General features: G+C 65.3%; 19 protein-coding genes. 8 read left to right on the forward strand and 11 right to left on the reverse strand.

All coding sequences use genetic code 11. From position 1 onward, the window contains the following. Positions 1-29 precede the first annotated feature (29 nt). Positions 30-878, forward strand: a complete 849-nt coding sequence (locus tag AC4NN3_RS16450; protein WP_491928176.1) for a class I SAM-dependent methyltransferase — start codon at positions 30-32, stop codon at positions 876-878. Positions 879-940: 62 nt separating this feature from the next. Then, positions 941-1,333, forward strand: coding sequence for a cupin domain-containing protein (locus tag AC4NN3_RS16455; RefSeq protein WP_491928177.1), 393 nt, complete (start codon positions 941-943; stop codon positions 1,331-1,333). Between the two features lie 140 nt (positions 1,334-1,473). Here AC4NN3_RS16455 and AC4NN3_RS16460 read toward each other — a convergent pair whose 3' ends face one another. The 5 genes from AC4NN3_RS16460 to AC4NN3_RS16480 form a co-directional block, all read right to left on the reverse strand. Continuing rightward, positions 1,474-2,037 (reverse strand): CarD family transcriptional regulator, encoded by a 564-nt coding sequence (locus AC4NN3_RS16460; RefSeq protein ID WP_491928178.1) that lies wholly within the window; start codon positions 2,035-2,037, stop codon positions 1,474-1,476. A 326-nt stretch (positions 2,038-2,363) separates the two neighbouring features. Further along, a complete protein-coding gene (locus tag AC4NN3_RS16465) occupies positions 2,364-3,356 on the reverse strand; it encodes an esterase-like activity of phytase family protein (RefSeq protein ID WP_491928179.1) in 993 nt (330 codons plus the stop codon). After that, a complete protein-coding gene (cobT, locus tag AC4NN3_RS16470) occupies positions 3,356-5,242 on the reverse strand; it encodes a cobaltochelatase subunit CobT (RefSeq protein ID WP_491928180.1) in 1,887 nt (628 codons plus the stop codon). Before cobT ends, AC4NN3_RS16465 begins: the two co-directional genes overlap by 1 nt. Positions 5,243-5,470: 228 nt before the next feature. Continuing rightward, positions 5,471-6,454 (reverse strand): cobaltochelatase subunit CobS, encoded by a 984-nt coding sequence (gene cobS / locus AC4NN3_RS16475; RefSeq protein WP_491928181.1) that lies wholly within the window; start codon positions 6,452-6,454, stop codon positions 5,471-5,473. A 99-nt stretch (positions 6,455-6,553) separates the two neighbouring features. Continuing rightward, on the reverse strand, positions 6,554-7,195 hold the full coding sequence (locus tag AC4NN3_RS16480) for a J domain-containing protein (protein ID WP_491928182.1): 642 nt from the start codon (positions 7,193-7,195) through the stop codon (positions 6,554-6,556). A gap of 45 nt (positions 7,196-7,240) precedes the next feature. Between AC4NN3_RS16480 and AC4NN3_RS16485 the strand changes: the two genes are divergently transcribed. Further along, complete coding sequence (locus tag AC4NN3_RS16485) at positions 7,241-7,531, forward strand: BolA family protein (protein WP_491928183.1); 291 nt, start codon at positions 7,241-7,243, stop codon at positions 7,529-7,531. Between the two features lie 77 nt (positions 7,532-7,608). Here AC4NN3_RS16485 and AC4NN3_RS16490 read toward each other — a convergent pair whose 3' ends face one another. From AC4NN3_RS16490 to AC4NN3_RS16500, 3 genes are read right to left on the reverse strand one after another with little or no spacing between them, the layout of a single operon-like run. Further along, positions 7,609-8,889, reverse strand: a complete 1,281-nt coding sequence (locus AC4NN3_RS16490) for an HlyC/CorC family transporter (protein WP_491928184.1) — start codon at positions 8,887-8,889, stop codon at positions 7,609-7,611. 3 nt (positions 8,890-8,892) lie between these two features. Beyond that, positions 8,893-10,008, reverse strand: a complete 1,116-nt coding sequence (gene aroB / locus AC4NN3_RS16495; protein ID WP_491928185.1) for a 3-dehydroquinate synthase — start codon at positions 10,006-10,008, stop codon at positions 8,893-8,895. Further along, complete coding sequence (locus tag AC4NN3_RS16500) at positions 10,008-10,595, reverse strand: shikimate kinase (protein WP_491928186.1); 588 nt, start codon at positions 10,593-10,595, stop codon at positions 10,008-10,010. Before AC4NN3_RS16500 ends, aroB begins: the two co-directional genes overlap by 1 nt. A gap of 152 nt (positions 10,596-10,747) precedes the next feature. On the opposite strand from AC4NN3_RS16500, the gene AC4NN3_RS16505 reads away from it, so the two are divergent. The 4 genes from AC4NN3_RS16505 to AC4NN3_RS16520 all read left to right on the forward strand — a co-directional run bounded on the left by AC4NN3_RS16505 (position 10,748) and on the right by AC4NN3_RS16520 (position 14,200). Next, positions 10,748-10,969 (forward strand): hypothetical protein, encoded by a 222-nt coding sequence (locus AC4NN3_RS16505; protein ID WP_408639756.1) that lies wholly within the window; start codon positions 10,748-10,750, stop codon positions 10,967-10,969. Beyond that, the gene (gene xerD / locus AC4NN3_RS16510; RefSeq protein ID WP_491928187.1) at positions 10,966-11,874 is read left to right on the forward strand and encodes a site-specific tyrosine recombinase XerD; all 909 of its coding nucleotides are present in this window, start codon (positions 10,966-10,968) and stop codon (positions 11,872-11,874) included. Before AC4NN3_RS16505 ends, xerD begins: the two co-directional genes overlap by 4 nt. 174 nt (positions 11,875-12,048) lie before the next feature. Continuing rightward, on the forward strand, positions 12,049-13,002 hold the full coding sequence (locus AC4NN3_RS16515) for an acetyl-CoA carboxylase carboxyltransferase subunit alpha (protein WP_491928188.1): 954 nt from the start codon (positions 12,049-12,051) through the stop codon (positions 13,000-13,002). A 184-nt stretch (positions 13,003-13,186) separates the two neighbouring features. Beyond that, a complete protein-coding gene (locus AC4NN3_RS16520; protein WP_491928189.1) occupies positions 13,187-14,200 on the forward strand; it encodes a L,D-transpeptidase family protein in 1,014 nt (337 codons plus the stop codon). 19 nt (positions 14,201-14,219) lie between these two features. Here the strand turns inward: AC4NN3_RS16520 and AC4NN3_RS16525 are convergent, their stop codons facing one another. The 3 genes from AC4NN3_RS16525 to AC4NN3_RS16535 form a co-directional block, all read right to left on the reverse strand. Next, positions 14,220-14,918, reverse strand: coding sequence for a hypothetical protein (locus AC4NN3_RS16525; RefSeq protein WP_491928190.1), 699 nt, complete (start codon positions 14,916-14,918; stop codon positions 14,220-14,222). 78 nt (positions 14,919-14,996) lie between these two features. Further along, positions 14,997-15,773 carry an aminoglycoside 3-N-acetyltransferase gene (gene aac(3), locus AC4NN3_RS16530; protein WP_491928191.1) on the reverse strand — a complete coding sequence of 259 codons (777 nt, stop codon included), beginning with the start codon at positions 15,771-15,773 and terminating at the stop codon, positions 14,997-14,999. A 3-nt stretch (positions 15,774-15,776) separates the two neighbouring features. Beyond that, positions 15,777-16,196 carry a winged helix-turn-helix transcriptional regulator gene (locus tag AC4NN3_RS16535; RefSeq protein ID WP_193334480.1) on the reverse strand — a complete coding sequence of 140 codons (420 nt, stop codon included), beginning with the start codon at positions 16,194-16,196 and terminating at the stop codon, positions 15,777-15,779. A gap of 198 nt (positions 16,197-16,394) precedes the next feature. On the opposite strand from AC4NN3_RS16535, the gene AC4NN3_RS16540 reads away from it, so the two are divergent. After that, positions 16,395-18,863, forward strand: a complete 2,469-nt coding sequence (locus AC4NN3_RS16540; RefSeq protein WP_491928192.1) for a beta-glucosidase — start codon at positions 16,395-16,397, stop codon at positions 18,861-18,863. The last annotated feature ends 6 nt before the right edge of the window (positions 18,864-18,869 follow it).

Below are 18,869 nucleotides of genomic sequence, written 5' to 3' on the forward strand. Positions count from 1 at the left end.
GCCATTTCCACAACCGGCCGCAAGTCACCATGAGCCAGCCACCGTCCATCTTCGATACCGCCCTGGTCGCCCGGCATCTGGCGCGGCGCCCCGGCGGCGGCGACTTCGTCACCGATCTGGTGCTGGCCGACCTTGAGGATCGCCTCGCTGCGCTGATCCGGGCCTTTCCCCGCGCCGCCATCATCGGTCCTGACGTCGACAAACTCCCCGCATTCGGCCAGACCGCCAGCACCCGCTTCCCCTTCGAGCGCCACGCGGCCTTTGCGGGCAATGATGACATGCCGGGGCTGGCCGGGGATAATTATGACCTGATCGTCTCGCTGCTGCACCTGCAGGCCGTCAATGATGTGCCCGGCTATCTGGCGCGCCTGCGGGCGCGCCTCGCGCCCGATGGTCTGCTGCTGGTGGCCGCTTTGGGCGGCGAGACGCTGACCGAGCTGCGCGAGGCCTTTCTGGCTGCCGATTCCACGGTTTCCGGCGGCGCCTCGGCCCGCGTCGCCCCCATGCTGCAGGTGCGCGATGGCGGCGCCCTGCTGCAGCGGGCGGGCCTGGCGCTGCCCGTCGCCGATGTCGAGACCCATATGGTGCGCTACCCCACGCCCTTTGCCCTGATGGCCGAACTCAAGGCACTCGGCGCCGCCAATCCCCTGGCCGACCGCTCGCGCCGCCCGGCCACCAGGGCCCTGCTGGCCGCCGCGGCGCAGAGCTATGCCGAGCGTGACGCCGACCCCGATGGTCGCGTCCGCGCCACGCTCGAAATTGTCTGGCTTTCCGGCTGGGCGCCCCATGAAAGCCAGCAGCAGCCGCTCAAGCCGGGCAGCGCCACCACGCGCCTGGGCGATGCCCTGGCCCGCCATGGCGGCAGCGAAAAGGACTAGCTCCCGACGCGAAAATGCGCGCAGACTGCCCGCCTCGACAGGCGCAACTTGGGGAGCAGCAGATGGCGCAGTGCAGGGTTATCCGCGGGGGCGCGGGCTTTCACGGCAAGCAGGGGATGGACTATTTCGCCGGCATATCGGCCGAAAGTGCCGGGTCCACCGGCATCTGCATGCACATGCTGGTGCTGCCGCCGGGCGGCAAGGCCAAGCCGCATTTCCACGAAAGCCACGAAACCGCGATCTTCCAGCTCGAAGGCTCGACCTCGTTCTACCACGGGCCCAATCTCGAATTTCTCGATCAGGTCGAGGAGGGGGATTACGTCTATATCCCGGCCGGCGTGCCGCACCAGCCGTTCAACCCGACTGACCGCCCGGCCCGGGCGCTGATCGCCCACACCGACCCCAATGAACAGGAAAGCGTGGTGCTGCTGCCCGAGGCCATGAGCCGGCTCTAGCCGTCACACCCCATTCGATCGCTCGTCCCCTTTTGCGCCAAAATGCTATCAGACTGCTAACCGGGCAGGTCACCTTTTGGGCAAACAAAAGGGCCGGTGTGTCCACCGGCCCTTGCACTTTTGGAACATGGAAGAGCGCCTTAGGCGGCAGCTTCCTCGTCGCTGTCGGCGGCGGCATCCTTGCTGCGCTTGGGCGACTTGGCGAGGTTCTTTTCGATCAGCTGCACGGCTTCGGTCAGCGTCAGGCGATTGACGACGCCGATCTCGCGGCTCATGCGATCCATGGCCTGCTCGAACAGCTGGCGTTCCGAATAGGACTGCTCGGGCTGCTCGTCGGAGCGATAGAGATCACGCACGACTTCGGAGATGGCGATCAGATCGCCCGAATTGATCTTGGCTTCATATTCCTGGGCCCGACGCGACCACATGGTACGCTTGACGCGGGCGCGGCCGGTCACGGTGGTCAGGGCCTGCACGACCATGTCTTCTTCAGCCAGCTTGCGCATGCCGACGGACTTGATCTTGGCGACGGGGACGCGAAGCGTCAGCTTGTCCTGCTCGAAGCTGATGACGAACAACTCAAGGACCAGACCGGCAACTTCCTGTTCTTCGATCGAGACGATCACGCCGACGCCATGCGCCGGGTAAACAACATATTCGCCCGTCTTGAACCCAAGCCGCTGCTGTGTCTTCTTGGCTACCATATTCACGGCACTCCTTGTTAACGCCCCAAATGGACAGTTCCCGGCGGATAGGACCGTCCACTCCTACTTGTTGGCGTTCAAACGGAACGCCGCGCGCAAACAAACCCCACGAGCACCAGGTCCGCTTCTTCCCGGTGTGCGTGCATCCTGCGATGTTGTCAAAAAAATCGTGCCTTGGGGCACGGGCTGGGTGACGGGCTTAACTGCATTGATCAAGACCATAGCACAAAAATACAGCAAAATCAAAAACTACGAATCAGTGACCGATCCGCCACTATCGCCGCCGGGATTCACTGTGGCCATGCTGTGGCGCTGCCTGTGCGCGCTCACTCGGCCAGGGCAAATTCGAGCAGCAGGCTGCGCTGCCAGTCGTTGAAATTATTGTCCGAACCGATGAGAATCCGCGTCTCCCCGCCGGGCGCGGTATGCACCGCCAGGGCCTCCATATTGTCGATGGCATTGCCGCTGGCCGACAGCAGCAGGCCACCTTCCATCACCTGGCCGGGCCGCACCTCGGCCGCCGGGACCAGCCGCACGGCCATGTTGAAGGTCAGCATGGACAGGCCGCGCTCCAGCACCAGCAGGTCGCCATTGGGCAGGAAGGCGCAATCGGTGGGATAGACCCCGGCATGCGCCTGATAGCTCAGCGCGCCCTTGTCGTTCTGCCCCAGCAGCCAGGCGCTGTGATTGCCGGCGCCGTCATCGCGGTCCTCGGCCAGCAAGAGCGTCGAGCCGGCAATGGGCGAGGCGGGCGGGGCAATGCACACCGATTCGAGCGAGGCATTGGTGCGCAGCTCGCTCAGCCAGTCCGGCAGCGCCACCTCGCGGGCCGGGCCGCCCGGAATGCCGGCGCTGAGGTCGAAATCGGCCACCCGCGTCAGGTGCTCGAAGGCCACCCGCACCGCCACTGCTTCGCCATTGCGGTAGATGGTGTCGATACCCTCGGCATCCTTGGCATATTGCCGCGGCAGGGCCGCGCCCTTGGAATTCTGCATCGGCTCGACCGTGACCCCGATCAGGCCGAACAGCCGGTTGGCATCGTCATAGGCCAGGTGCCCGGTGACGAAGCTGCCGCGATCGGAAACGAAGCTGACCTGCTGGTTGCGGCCGGTAAAGGCCATGCCCGAAAGGCCGCCAAAGGTGTCGTCCTGCGCCACCAGCGCCACCCCGCCGCGAAACACCAGCCCGCCGACCGGGGCATCGAGGGCCACCTCGCCGAAGGAGGGCAATTGCGTGGCGGTGACCGCCACCTCGGCCGCCTGGAGGGGCTGCCACCCCGCCAGCAGGACCAAGGCAAGCGTGGCCGGCCGCCGAGTCATCACCGTCCGCGGCGACGTGTCTGGGCGGGCAGTTCCTCGTCGAACAATGCCGCCAGCTCGTCGGTCAGCGCCCCCGCCAGTTCCTCGGCATCGAGCAGCGTCACGGCACGGCGATAATAGCGCGTCACGTCATGGCCGATGCCGACGGCGACCAGCTGGATCGGCGAGCGCGTTTCGATATCCTCGATCACCTGGCGCAGATGGGCTTCCAGATAATTGCCGGCATTGACCGACTGCGTGCTGTCATCGACCGGCGCGCCATCGGAAATCACCATCAGGATGCGCCGGGCTTCCGGGCGCGCCATCAGCCGCTTGCGCGCCCATTCGAGCGCCTCGCCGTCGATGTTTTCCTTGAGCAGGCCTTCGCGCATCATCAGGCCCAGATTGCGCCGCGCATGTCGCCAGGGTTCCTCGGCCGCCTTGTAGATGATGTGGCGCACATCGTTGACGCGGCCGGGATTGGCCGGCCGGCCGGCCTCGAGCCAGGCTTCCCGGCTCTTGCCGCCCTTCCAGGCGCGGGTGGTAAAGCCCAGGATTTCCACCTTGACGCCGCAGCGCTCCAGCGTGCGGGCGAGAATGTCGCCGCAAATGGCGGCAATCGTAATAGGTCTGCCGCGCATCGAGCCGGAATTGTCGATCAGCAGCGTCACCACGGTGTCGCGGAAATCGGTATCGTTCTCGACCTTAAAGCTGAGCGCCTGCATCGGATCGGTGACCACACGGGTCAGCCGCGCCGTATCGAGCAGGCCCTCTTCGAGGTCGAACTGCCAGCTGCGGTTCTGCTTGGCCATCAGCCGCCGCTGCAGCTTGTTGGCCAGCCGCGCCACGGCGCCAGCGAGGTTTTCCAGCTGCTTGTCGAGCAAAGCCCGCAACTGGTCGAGCTCGTCGGGCGGGCACAGCTCGCTTGCCTTGACGATCTCGTCGAACTTGTTGGTGAAGACCTTGTAGTTGAACTGGTTGGAGAGCTCGGTGCCGCCATCCTTGCCGGGGGGCGGCATGGGTGCATCCTCGCCGGCATCGGCCGCAGCGTCGTCATCGGTATCGGCCATGTCCGATTCCATGCCGTCGACATCGCCGGTTTCCTCGCTGTCGCCGGTCTGCTCGTCCTGCTCGCTGTCCTGGCTGTCGTTCTCGCCCTCGCCCTGTTCGGGCGCCTGGTCGGACGCATCACCCTGGTCGGGCTGCTGATCGTCGCCATCGTCCTCGTCGGCATCGTCGGGATCGTTGAGCTCGCTTTCGGGCACCAGGTTGAGGTCGCGCAGCAGCGCCTTGGCGGCGCGCGAAAACTCGTCCTGGTCCTCATAGCGGGTCAGCAGCGCGTCGAGCGACTTGCCGCCCTTGTCCTCGATCTCCTTGCGCCAGAGCTCGACCAGCGCATGGCCCGAGGGCGGAATGGGGACACCAGCCAGCTTTTCGCGCAGCAGCAGGCCCAGGGCCTCGGCAATGGGGGCGTCGCCCCTGTCATCGACCTCGGCGAAATTGGCGCGGAAGAGACGATCCTCCAACATTTCCCCGATATTGCCCACCATGCCGGGCATGCGTACGCAGCCCAGGGCCTCGACACGCGCCTGCTCGAGCGCATCGAAGGCGGCGCGGGCCGTGGCATCCATCGGCGCCCGCTTGCGATGGGCCTCCGGATCGTGGCTGGCCAGACGCATGGCCATGGCATCGCCCTGGCCGCGGGCAATGGCAATGTCGCGCCGCGTCGGCAGCCGCGGCAGATTGGCCAGCCGGGCCTTGTCGGAGGTCAGCAATGGCCGATCGGCGGTGAAGGTGACCTCGAGATCGGGCTTGGCCCCGATGGCGCGCACCGTTGCCCCCATGGCGGATTTGAACACCTGGGTCTGGTCGGGCTTGTTGGCTTTGCTGCGCGGTGGTTGTGCCATGGTCTACCGGTTCAGTGCCCGCGACCCCATGGTTCGACAAGCTCACCATGAGGTCTACGGAACATCGCAGAATTCACAGTAGGCCTCGTGGTGAGCTTGTCGAACCACAAGGCCGTGCGGGCGGTGCCTGGAGCGTCTCACCGTTTCGCTGAACGGCGAAACACTCCAGGTCCCTGGTTTGTCGCGTTTTCGAACCGCAAAAGTGAATGCACTTTTGCTGAAAACGCTCTAGGCCGTGACGGCCAGGTTGGCCGAGCTTTCCGGCAGATCTTCGCCGAACACGCGCTGATAGAACTCGGCCACCACGGGACGTTCCAGTTCGTCGCACTTGTTGAGGAAGGTCAGGCGGAAGGCAAAGCCGATATCGCCGCCAAAGATCGTGGCGTTTTCCGCCCAGGTGATCACCGCACGCGGGCTCATCACCGTCGAGAGGTCGCCATTCATGAAGGCCGAGCGCGTCAGATCGGCCAGCCGCACCATGTTGGAGACCAGCTTGCGGCCCTTTTCGGTCTCGGCATAGGCCTTGTTCTTGGCCAGCACGATGCCGACTTCCTTGTCATGCGGCAGGTAGTTGAGCGTCGTCACCAGGCTCCAGCGGTCCATCTGGCCCTGGTTGATCTGCTGGGTGCCGTGATAGAGCCCGGACGTATCGCCCAGGCCGATCGTATTGGTGGTCGAGAACAGGCGGAACGCCGGATGCGGCACGATCACGCGGTTCTGGTCGAGCAGGGTCAGGCGACCGGCGACTTCAAGCACGCGCTGGATCACGAACATCACGTCGGGGCGACCCGCGTCATATTCGTCGAACACCAGCGCGACATTGTTCTGCACCGCCCAGGGGAGAATGCCGTCGCGGAATTCGGTGATCTGCTTGCCGTCCTTGAGCACGATCGCGTCCTTGCCGACCAGATCGATGCGGCTGACATGGCTGTCGAGGTTGACGCGCACCAGCGGCCAGTTCAGCCGGGCCGCGACCTGCTCGATATGGGTCGACTTGCCGGTGCCGTGATAGCCCTGCACCATGACACGGCGATTGAAGGCAAAGCCGGCCAGGATGGCCAGCGTGGTATTGCGATCGAACAGATAGTCAGGATCGATCGGCGGCACATGGCTGTTGGGCACCGCGTAACCCATCACCTTCATGTCGGTATCGATGCCGAACAGCTCCCGGGCCGAATATTCGGTGTCGGGCAGATTGGTGTACTCGGTCATGGCAGGACTCTTGGCGAAAAAACGAGGCGGGAAGGGCAGAAAGCTCGGCGGCTCTATAGCAGCATTGTGATGGCTGTGGTAGCCACCGCTCCGGCAAGCCTAGGTGCCGACAAAGCCCATTTTCTTGAGGTGGCTATAGGCCGCGATGATGGTGCGCAGCCGTTCTTCGGAGCTCTTGTCGCCGCCATTGGCATCGGGATGGTGGATCTTGACCAGCGTCTTGTAGGCGCTCTTGATCTGCTCGGTCTTGGCCGGCCCGATAATGCCCAGCGTTTCGAGCGCCCTGCGGTCGTTCTCGTTGAGCGGCTTGACCCGCTCCTCGGCCGGCTTCTGCGCCTGGCGATGCCGGTATTTGGCGAACACGCCGAACGGATCGCCATAGCGGTCGCCCGGGCGCATGCCGGCCGTGGCCGCGGCGCGTGGCCGCACCCCGGGATTGCCGGTGGCAAAGCTCGAACGGCTCTCGGCTTTGGGCGGCTGGGTCAGCGCCACGTCGAGCTCGTCCTTTTCCATGCCGGCAAAGAAGTTGAAGGCCGTATTGTAATGGCGCACATGTTCCAGGCAGAACCGGTGATATTCACCCTCGGTCCGCTTGGCCTCGCGGCTCTTGCCCTTGGGCGCCTTGTACTCGCCGGCCTTGTTGCAGCCTTCCCACTCGCACATGTGCTCGATGGGCGCGGGCTTTTCCTCGCGGCGCGGCCGGATGCGGATGGTATCGAAGATCTTGGATTGCGGTTTCATTGCGCCTAATTACTTGCCTCAGATCATTCAGAAAGTGCCCGACCGATGTCCGTCAAAGACACCATGACCGCCAAGCTCTCCAGCAGGTTTGCCCCCGCTTTCCTCGATGTGATCGACGAATCGATGCTCCATCATGGCCATGCCGGCTGGCGCGAAGGGGGTGAAACCCATTTTCGTGTCAGAATCGCGACCGCCCATTTTGACGGGCTCAGCCGCATCGCGCAACACCGCGCGGTCATGGAAACCCTTGATGCCGAACTCAAGGACCGGGTGCATGCCCTGGCCATCGACGTCTTGCCGTCGGCAGGGCCATATGACTTAGCAGACCGCGCTTAGCCATGTCGCTCAAAATCATGCAACGGCGGCCAGCAGTCTGCATTGGCGGTTGCACGGCTGAAGGCTGAGCGGAAGCGCTAGGCGCCGGACGGGGCCGGCCTCAGGGGGCGAATCAGCACCCGGGCGACTCTTTGCCGGTCGCGCTCGAGCACCTTGAAGTGGAAATCGTGGGCGATGATTTCCTGCCCCTCAAGCGGGATCATCTTGGCGGCATCGATCACCACACCGGCCACGGTATGGGCCCGGTTGTCGGGCAACTGCCAGCCCAGCGCGCGATTGACGTCGCGCACCGACAGGCTGGCATCAAGGATGAAGCCGCCGCCGGGCAGCCGGCTTATGCCGCTCATCAGCTCGTCTTCCGGCTCGTCATGCTCGTCCGACATCTCGCCGACGATTTCCTCGATAATGTCCTCGAGCGTCACCAGGCCTTCCACCGCGCCATATTCGCTGAGCACGATGGCCATATGCTCGTGGCGCTTGCGGAACTGGGCCAGCTGGGAATGCACCGAGGTCGACTGCGGCACGAACCAGGGCTTGTAGACGATCGCCTTGACGTCCACCGCCGAGACATCGCCAAGGCTCTTGGCCATGGCCCGCAGCACATCCTTGGCATGCAGCACGCCCACGATATTGTCCGGGCTGCCCTCATAGATGGGAATGCGCGTATAGGCGCTGGCCAGCACCTGCTCGACCAGTTCCGCCGGCGGCAGGGCGCTGTCCAGCGTCAGCATCTGCATGCGATGCACCATGACGTCGGCCACCTTGAGGTCGCGCAGGTCGAGAATGCCGCCCAGCATGTCGGCATCGTGCTTGATCACATCGCCTTCGGCCCGCAGCAGATCGACCGTGCCCCGCAACTCGTCATGGCCGGAGCGGCCGTCATCGGCATCGGTATCGACCCCGACAAGACGCAGCATGCCCGCCACCAGCCATTGCACGGCCAGGGTCACCGGCGAAAACACCAGCACGATGATATTGATGACCGGCGCGACAAAGAGCGCAAAGCTGTCCGGCCGCGACAAGGCCAGCGTCTTGGGCATCACTTCGGAAAACACCACCACCGCCGCCGTCATGGCGAGCGTGGCATAGACAATGCCGGCCTCGCCGAAGATCTGGATCAGCAGGCTTGCGGCCAGGGTCGAGGCCAGGATGTTGACGACATTGTTGCCCAGCAGGATGGCGCCGATCAGCCGTTCCTTGTCGGCAATGAGCTTTTCCACCGTCAGCGCCCGCTTGTCGCCACTGCGGGCCAGCTGGTGGATGCGCGCCCGGGAGGCCGCGGTCAGGGCTGTCTCGGAACCGGAAAAGAAAAAACTCATCGCCAGCAGGGCGACGATGGCAAGCGCAGTCAACAGCATGGGTTAGGCAGACCTCTGGTGATCAAGGAATGCTCGCACCGCTTCGGGCGCGACATTCTTCTCGATGAACGCCCGGCCGATGCCCCGCGTCAGGATGAAGGTAAGCGCGCCGCGCACGACCTTCTTGTCCTGGGCGATGGCCGCCATCAGATTGTCGGTCGAACCCAGCGCACCCGGAATCTCCCCCAAAGTGGTGGGCAGACCAGCCTTTTGCAAGTGCGCCACAATGCGGCCGGTATCCTGTCCGGGCGCCAGCCCCATTCTGGTGGAAAAGCCATGCGCCAGCACCATGCCGATGGCCACGCCCTCGCCATGCAGCAGGCGGTCGGAAAAGCCGGTATCCTTTTCCAGCGCATGCCCGAAGGTATGGCCCAGATTGAGCAGGGCCCGCACGCCCTGTTCGGTCTCGTCCTCGATCACCACCCGCGCCTTGTGCGCGCAGCAGCGGGCAATGGCTTCGCCCCTTGCCGGCCCGCCGGCAAAGATCTCGGCCTGGTTGGCCTCGAGCCAGTAGAAGAACTCGGCGTCGTCGATCAGCCCATATTTGACCACCTCGGCATAGCCGGCGGCGAACTGGCGCGGCGCCAGCGTATCGAGGGTGGAAAGATCGGCCAGTACCAGTCTTGGCTGATGGAAGGCGCCGATCAGGTTCTTGCCAAAAGGCGAATTGATCCCGGTCTTGCCGCCCACCGACGAGTCGACCTGGGCCAGCAGCGAGGTGGGCATCTGCACAAAGCCCATGCCCCGCCGGACGATCGCGGCGGCAAAGCCGGCCAGGTCGCCGATGACCCCGCCGCCCAGCGCGATGACCAGGTCGCCGCGCTCCAGCCGGGCCGCCAGAATGCCCTCCACCGCCTGCCCCAGATGGGCCCAGGACTTGGTGGCTTCCCCCGCCGGCAGGATGATTTCGCTATGCGCAAGCCCCGCCGCATCCAGCGAGGCCAGCAGCCGCGGCAATTGCGCCAGGGCGACATTGTCATCGGTGATGATGCCATAGCGCCGCCCGGGAAAGCGTTCGGCGAGGATGGCGCCGGCATCGTCGAGCAGGTGCGGGCCGATCAGGATGTCATAGGCGCGATCACCCAGGGCGACGTGAACTTTGTGCGCAATGGCGGTCATCACTTGTCCTGCTGCTTGAGAAAGGCCAGCACCGCATCGACCACGTCGGCGGCCACCGCGTCCTGCGGCACGTCGCGGCTGATCACCGTCACATCGGCCTCGGCATAGATCGGGTAGCGGTCATCGATCAGCTTTTGCAGCGTGGCGCGCGGATTGGCCGTCTTGAGCAGCGGCCGGTTGGAACGGCGCGAGACGCGCTCGAACAGGATATCGATCTCGGCCTTGAGCCAGACCGAAATCGCCTCCTCCTTGACCAGCGCCCTGGTCTCGGGATGCACGAAGGCCCCGCCGCCGGTGGCCAGCACCACATTCTGCGTCTTGAGCACGCGGGCAATCACGCGGGTCTCGCCGGCGCGGAATTCGGGCTCGCCGCGCTGCTCGAAAATTTCCGGAATGCTCATCTGCGCCGCCTTCTCGATCTCCTCGTCGCTGTCGAGAAACGGGCGATTGAGCCGGGCGGCGAGGCGGCGGCCCACAGTGGTCTTGCCGGCGCCCATCATGCCCACAAGCACCAGGGGCCGACCGGCCAGGCGCTCGGCAAGGTCCTCGGCGCGGGCCTTCCGCAATGCCGGATCGGGTCGGGTCACAAAGGGACACTCCTCATATGGGGGCTATCAACCCGCCCCCGCGGTTCCTGTCAAGAACTTGCGCGTCCTTGCCTAATCCCTACGGAAATGAAACCATTTGCCCCCATGTTTGAAGCAAATGCTGCAATGCCCATGCCCACTGGTGGACCCTGATGCCGACCCTGATCCGACTCATCATTACCCTGGCCTTCCTGGCGGGGCTTGTTTACGTCGGCATGTTCGCTCTGGTTGCCTTTGTCGAACCCACCCCCGAGCCGGTGACCATCCGCATCCCCACCCGCGACCTGCTGGGCGGCGGCGCGCCGGCTTTGCCCGGCAGCACGCCGGCAGCACCGGCCACAACCGAGGCCACCCCCGCGAGCGCACCGCAATGAGCGCCAGCCATCTGGTCGGCGCCTTTCTTGAAATGATGAGCGCCGAGCGCGGTGCCGCCAAGAACACCATTGATGCCTATCGCCGCGACCTGACCGACTATGCCGATTTTCTGGCGCGTCGTGGCCAGACCGCCCTCAATGCCGACCGGCAGGACGTCACCACCTATCTCGACGGGCTTTATGCCCAGGGCCTGGCGGCCAGTTCGAGCGCCAGGCGCCTGTCGGCCATCCGCCAGTTCCACCAGTTCCTCTGCGCCGACAACCTGCGCGGCGACGACCCCACCCGCATCGTCGCCAGCCCCAAGAGCCGCCGCGCTTTGCCCAAGGTGCTCTCGGTGGCCGAGGTGGAAAAGCTGCTGACCAGCGCCGAGGCCGCGGCCAATGCCGAAGGCACGCCGGGCGAAGAGGCCGGCGCCCTGCGGCTTTATGTGCTGCTCGAACTGCTCTACGCCACCGGCATGCGCGTCTCCGAGCTGGTGAGCCTGCGCCGCGCCGCGGTGATGCGCGACACCAGCTTCATCACCGTCACCGGCAAGGGCAACAAGGAGCGCATCGTGCCGCTCAATGACCGGGCCCGCGACGCCATCAAGACCTATCTGAAAACCCTCGAGCCGGGCCCGTTCCTGTTCCCCGCCTCAGGCGCGGCCGGCTATCTCAGCCGCCAGGTTTTTGCCCGCGACCTCAAGGGCCTGGCCGGGCGGGCCGGCATCAGTGCGGCGCGCGTTGCGCCTCATGTTCTCCGGCATGCCTTTGCCAGTCATCTCCTGGCCGGCGGCGCCGATCTGCGCGTCGTGCAGATGCTGCTCGGCCATGCCGATATCTCGACAACGCAGATCTATACCCATGTGCTCGACGAGAAGCTGCGCACGCTGGTGGAGACCCACCACCCGCTCAACCAGCCCTAGCAGACACCCCCAATTCGGTGAGCAGACTGTTAGCATTGACACCCACTAACAGGGTTTCGCGGTGACTCCGCTTGACTTGCCATTGCGCCATCGTCACTTTCCGGCCACTTTAGGGCGCAACAGCAGCGACCTGATGCACGGGTCCAGCAATGCGACCCCTAACGGGCAGGTGCAATGCAGTCTTATCTCGATTTCGAAAAGCCGGTAGCCGATCTTGAAGGCAAGATCGCCGAGCTCAAGTCCATGGCCGCGGCCGACCAGGCCGTCAGCATTGACGAGGAGGTCTCCCGGCTGTCCAGCCGCGCCGATGAGGCGCTGGTCGAAATCTACAAGCGCCTGACGCCCTGGCAGAAGACGCAGGTGGCGCGCCATCCGCAGCGCCCGCACTTCTCCGACTATATCAAGACGCTGATCACCGAATGGCGACCCATGGCCGGCGACCGCAAGTTTGCCGAAGACCCTGCCATCCAGGCCGGCTTTGGCCGCTTCAATGGCCAGCCCGTCGCCGTGATCGGCCAGGAAAAGGGCAATTCCACCGAAACCCGGCTCAAGCACAATTTCGGCATGGCCCGCCCCGAGGGCTATCGCAAGGCCGTCCGCATCATGGAAATGGCCGACCGCTTCAATATTCCGGTGATCTCGCTGGTCGATACCGCCGGCGCCTATCCCGGCATCGGCGCTGAAGAGCGCGGCCAGGCCGAGGCCATTGCCCGCTCCACCGAGAAGTCGCTTGAACTGGGCGTGCCCAATATCGCCATCGTCATCGGCGAAGGCGGCTCGGGCGGCGCCATCGCCATTGCTACCGCCAGCCGCGTGCTGATGCTCGAACACGCCATCTATTCGGTGATTTCCCCCGAAGGCGGCGCCACGATCCTCTGGCGCGACGCGGCCCGGGCCCAGGATGCGGCCACCAATATGAAGATCACCTCGGCCGACCTGCTCGGCTTTGGCGTGATCGACGGCATCATCCCCGAGCCCACCGGCGGCGCCCACCGCCACCCCGAGACGGTGATGAACGCCACCCGCGACGCGCTGGCCAAGTTCCTCGCCGACTTTGCCGGCAAGAGCCGCCTCGAGGTCCGCGAAATGCGCCGCGAGAAGTTCATGGCCATCGGCACCGCGCTCTAGCCTCCCGGACCAGGCCTTGGCGACGATCCCCTGCGGCGGGCAGGTCACACATCTGTGTGATATTTGCCCGCTGGAAGGCGATTTATCGCCATGGTAACACTTCGTTCACCAGCCATTCTCATGCTTGGGTAACCACTGGTGCATCAGTGGATCAGCGTCTGTTCCTGCAAGTGGGCCGCCCCTCGTGACCGCCATCGTTCTGCGCAAACTGTGTTCCGCGATCATCCTGCTCTGGGTCGTGTTCGGCTTGGTCGCCTGTGGCGGCTTTCTCCCCAAATCCAACAGCAACCGGCACAACCAGCCCTTGCAGAGCGGCGTCGTCGCCGCCCTCAAGGCCATGGGCTCCTCGCCCGGCGAGGCCATGGTGGTGCGCATCTTCAAACAGGAAGAGATGCTCGAAGTCTGGAAGCGCACCGCCGGTGGCCAGTTCAAGCTGTTCAAGACCTACGAGATCTGCGCCTTTTCCGGCGATCTGGGCCCCAAGATCAAGGAAGGCGACCGGCAGAGCCCGGAAGGCTTCTATACCATCACCCCGGGCCTGATGAACCCGAAGTCCAACTATTACCTGGCCTTCAATACCGGCTTTCCCAACAAGTTCGACCGCGTCATGGGCCGCACCGGCTCCCAGCTGATGGTGCATGGCGACTGCTCCTCGCGCGGCTGCTACGCCATGACCGACGAGGGCATTGCCGAAATCTATGCCCTGGCCCGCGAAAGCTTCAAGGGCGGCAATGCCAGCTTCCAGCTGCAGATCTTCCCCTTCCGGATGACCCCGGCCAACCTGGCCAAGCAGGCCTCCAGCCAGCACCTGCCCTTCTGGAAGGACATCAAGGAAGGCTATGACCTGTTCGACCTGAACAAGCAGCCGGCCACCTGGGATGTCTGCGAACGGCAATATATCTTCAATGCCGGCGGCGCCGGGGCGCTCAACCCCATGGGACCCTGCCCGGCGGTAATCCAGACCGCAGCTTTGGTGGAAAAGCAGGCGGCGGACGAAAAGGCCTTTGCCAATAGCCTGGCCGCCGAGGAGCGCAAGGTGGCCGAGGCCGCGGCCATCAAGGCGCGCGGCGAAGCGGTGAGCGGCGTGGCCAGCAATCTGCTGGGTGGGCTGGGCAGTCTCTTCGGTGGCGGCGAGCAGGTGACCATGGTGATGAGCGGCAAGACCGCGCCGGTGCCGTTTACCCGGCCCAGGGGCTAGACCCGGCCGGCCCGGGCGATCAGCAGCTGACCCGCACCTCGGCAAAGCCGCTGAGGCCATCGCCCTCGCTGGGCATGACGCCGAGCATGCACTGCGTTCCCGGCAGGCCCACCGTGCCGCCCTGGGCGATGATGGTGCCATCCGAGAGCGTCACATAGCCATTGTCGACCGCGGCAATGGCCACCGTGCCGGTGGTGCCGCAGACCGGATAGCTGTCGCCGGCCGCCATCATGAAGCGCGTGCCCACCGGCAGGCAGTCATCACCCGTGGCGACGGCGCCGCCGCCTGCCGCATCGCCGACCGGTAGGGCCGGCAGGCTGGTGGCTGCCGATATCGCGCTGGCCTGATTGGCCTCGAGCAAAGCCAGCCGGTTGGCCAGCGCCTGCAGTTCATCGGCGCTGCTGTCGCTGCTGGTATCCACCGCAGCGCCGCCGGCAGAAGCCTGCTGCTGGCCAAAAAGCTCAAGGCTGAGCCTTATCTGCGCAATATCGGTCGAGACGCGTTTGATCTCGCGCTGCGTCTCGGCATAGAGCCAGGCCGTGGCCCCCAGCGATATCAGGGCAATGACCCCGGCGGCGATGCTGAAAAAGCTGGTGCGCGCCCGTGGCGGCGCAGAACCGGCAAAGGCAGGCGGCGCAAAGGCCAGCGGCGCGTCGCCGTCCGGCACCGGGCGGTCATCGGCCCGCGACACGCCCTTGAGAGTCCAGTTGTCTGCCACGGCACGCGTCTCCATTGTCCCGGTTCTAGCACGGACCCATGCTGGCTTGGCCGCAGAATGCGGCCCCGGTGTGATCGCTCAGGCGGGAAAGCGCCGCTCCAGCCAGTCCACCGCAAAATCCACCATGGCCGGCGCCTCGACCAGCACGGATGGCGCCTGCCCGATCAGCCCGCGCCGTCCGCGTCCGGTGGCGAGGAAACCCTCGACCAGAATGTCGAAATAATCATCATCGAGCCCGGCGACAACGGGGTTGGCGGTGTCGAATTCCTCGAACCGGCGCCAGACCACCTGCCCATCGACCAGGATGGGCGTCTCGTAGCGGCGGACGCGCTTGCTGGCGATATCGGCCAGGTGCTCGGCATGGTGCAGCAGCGTCATGGTGTCGAGCGGCGCCCCCAGCATCAGCACCTTGCCGCCGGCTTCCACCAGCTTGCCAAAGGGCGATTGCGGGCCATAACCATAGTCGAGGGCGTGGTCGGCGACGAACCAGTCGGCCTTGCCGCCCAGGGCGGCGCAGGAGGCACCCGGGCTGGCACTGCGGCGCGCGCCGGGCGTGGTGCGCAGCAATTCGGGAAAGGCGCCATTGTCGCGGGTTGCACGGGAGGCCTGCGGATCAAAGGGCGGCACATGGACCCGCAGGGCCGGATCGGGCAGATCGCGGTCGTCATAGTTCCAGTCGCAATAGGCCAGGATGGTGCCGTCCGGCCCGATGGCGTCACGCAGGGAGCCGATCAGCGCATCGGGGCCGCCCAGCAGGGGGCCGACCGAGCGCAGCCCGGCATGCACCAGCACCGCGTCGCCGGGCACGAGGCCAAGCGCGGTGCAGTGCTGCGCCAGCGCCTGCCGCGTCCACATGGCCTAGCTGCCGACATAGGCGACCTTGCGCGGCTCGGCCGCTGCCGCCACCGCTTCGCTGCGCGCGTCATAGATGGCACGGGCATCCATGATCGAGCTGTGATTTTCCGAGGACCAGTCCCACAGCGCGCTGATCGGCTGCTGCAGCGTCTTGCCCAGTTCGGTCAGGCCATATTCGACGCGCGGCGGCACTTCGGGATAGATGGTGCGGGTGACCAGGCCATCGCGCTCGAGATTGCGCAGCGTCAGGGTCAGCATGCGCTGGCTGACGCCATTGATCAGCCGCTTGAGCTCGTTGAAGCGCAGCGTGCCCTGGCGGCCCAGCATGCCCACCACCATGACGCTCCACTTGTCGCCGATGCGGTTGAGCACATCGGACATGGCGGTGCAGTTGGAATGGTTGGAGGTGTCTTGCAATGACATTTCTGTGCCTTATCGTCGGGTACTCAGGCACTAATATAGACGTAGTTCCCTTCTGTGCCTAGGGGGCGATCGTCGAGACCCTCTGCACCGACCCGACCGCCGCGGCATTTTCGGTCCGCCGCGCCGCCAAACGGAATTGACAGCACCCCGGCGGGCCTGTCTTTGGGCGGCACATCTGGCGCATCGAGGACCCTGCCCATGACCGATACCCTTGCCGACCGCATCGACCAGCTTGCCGATCAGATGACGCTGGAGGAGCAGGTGAGCCTGCTGTCGGGCCAGGATTTCTGGTCGGTTGCCGCGATTGACCGGCTCGGCATCGGCACGCTGCGCGTCACCGACGGACCCAATGGCGCGCGCGGCGGCGGCTCGCTGATCGGCGGCGTCAAATCGGCCTGCTTTCCCGCCGGCATCGCTTTGGGCGCCACCTGGAATGTCAGCCTGCTCGGTGACATCGGCGTGGCACTGGCCGAGGAGGTCAAGTCCAAGAGCGCCCATATGCTGCTGGCGCCGACGGTCAATATCCACCGCTCGGTGACCAATGGCCGCAATTTCGAATGCTATGCCGAGGACCCGATCCTCTCTGCCGAACTGGCCAGCGCCTATATTACCGGCCTGCAGAGCCAGGGCATTGGCGCCACCATCAAGCATTTCGTCGGCAATGAATCCGAGATCGAACGCACCACCATGTCGAGCGAGATCGACGAGCGGGCGCTGCGCGAAATCTACCTCATCCCCTTTGAATGGGCAGTGAAGAAGGCCGGCACCTGGGGCGTGATGAGCTCCTATAATCGCCTCAACGGCACTTATACCAGCGAGCATGACTGGCTGCTGGGCACCGTGCTGCGCCAGGAATGGGGCTATGACGGCATTGTCATGTCGGACTGGTTCGGCTCGCACTCTACCGCCGAGACCGTCAATGCCGGGCTCGACCTCGAAATGCCCGGACCGACGCGCGATCGCGGGCAGAAGCTGGTCGACGCAGTCAAGGCCGGCACCGTCAGCCGCGACACCCTGCGCCAGCGCGTCATTGCCATGCTGCGGCTGATGCAGCGGGTCGGCTCGCTCGACGATCACCGCCCCTTTACAGAGCAGGCCAATGACCGGCCCGAGCACCGCGCCCTGATCCGCAAGGCCGGCGCCGAGGCCGCCGTGCTGCTGAAAAACAACGGCGTGCTGCCGCTCAAGGGCGATGGCAGCATTGCCGTGATCGGCCCCAATGCAAAGACCGCCCAGATCATGGGCGGCGGCAGCGCCCAGCTCAACGCGCATTACCGCATCTCGCCCTGGCAGGGCCTGGTGACGGCGCTGGGCGAGGACCGGTTGCGCTACGCGCCCGGCTGCACCAATCACCGCTTCGAGCCGGTGCTCAAGGGCGGCTTCCGCGTCGACTATTTCGCCAATGAGACGCTGGAAGGCGAGCCGGTCCATAGCGCCAGCCAGGACGAGGCGCAGGCCTTCTGGATCGGCAATGTCGCCGACGGCAAGGTCGATCCGCTGCATTTTTCCGCCCGCATCAGCGGCAGCTTCAGCCCGGAGGCCAGCGGCAGCCACCGCGTCGGCATCTACTCTGCCGGCTTTGCCCGGGTCTATGTCGATGGCCAGCTGATCGCTGACGCCTGGAGCCACTGGACCAAGGGCCGCACCTTTTTTGAAGAAGGCTGCGACGAGGTAGTCGGCATGGTGGCGCTCGAGGCGGGCCGCGCCCATGACGTGGTCGTGGAATTTGCCACCAAGGACTTTGCCACTTTGGGCCTGGCCGCTTTTGCCGCCGGCATCGGCCTGCCGCTGGGCGACGAGGCTATCGCCGAGGCCGTGAGCCTGGCGCGCAATGCCGATACCGCCATTGTCTGCATCGGTCGCAATGGCGAATGGGACACCGAGGGCAGCGACCTGGCCAGTATCGCTCTGCCCGGTCGCCAGGCCGAACTGGTCGCCGCGGTGGCCTATGCCAATCCCAACACCATTGTCGTGCTACAGACCGGCGGGCCGGTGGAAATGGACTGGATCGGCTCGGTCGCCGCGCTGGTCCAGGCCTGGTATCCGGGCCAGGAGGCCGGCAATGCCATTGCCGACGTGCTGACCGGCGCCGTCGAGCCCTCGGGCCGCCTGCCCCAGACCTTTCCCGCCCGCTGGGCCGACAACCCGGCGCATAGCCAGGACGCCGAGGTCTATCCCGGCTTTGAGGGCAAGGTGCGCTATGAGGAGGGCATCTTTGTCGGCTATCGCCACTATGACCGGCTCGGCCTGACCCCGCTTTTCCCCTTCGGCTTTGGCCTGAGCTATACCAGCTTTGCCCTGGCCGATCTGACGATCGACGAAACCAGTTTCGAGGCCGATGGCGCGGTCAGTGTCAGCGTGACGCTGACCAATACCGGCGCCCGCGACGGCGCCGCTGTGGTCCAGCTCTATGTCAGCGACGACCTGTCATCCGATCCGCGCCCGGCCAAGGAGCTCAAGGCCTTCGACAAGGTCTGGCTCAAGGCCGGCGCCAGCGCCCCGGTCACCATGACGCTGGACGCCCGCGCCTTCGCCTTCTTCCGCCCCAAGGCTCACCACTGGCTGGTCGAGCACGGCAGCTTCACCCTGCGCGTCGGCCTCTCCTCGGCCGACCTGCCGCTGACCGCCACGGTGACGCGCAGCACGACGCTGATGCTGCCGGTCTAGGCCGGG

Source organism: Devosia sp. MDV22-iso42, assembly GCF_058629155.1.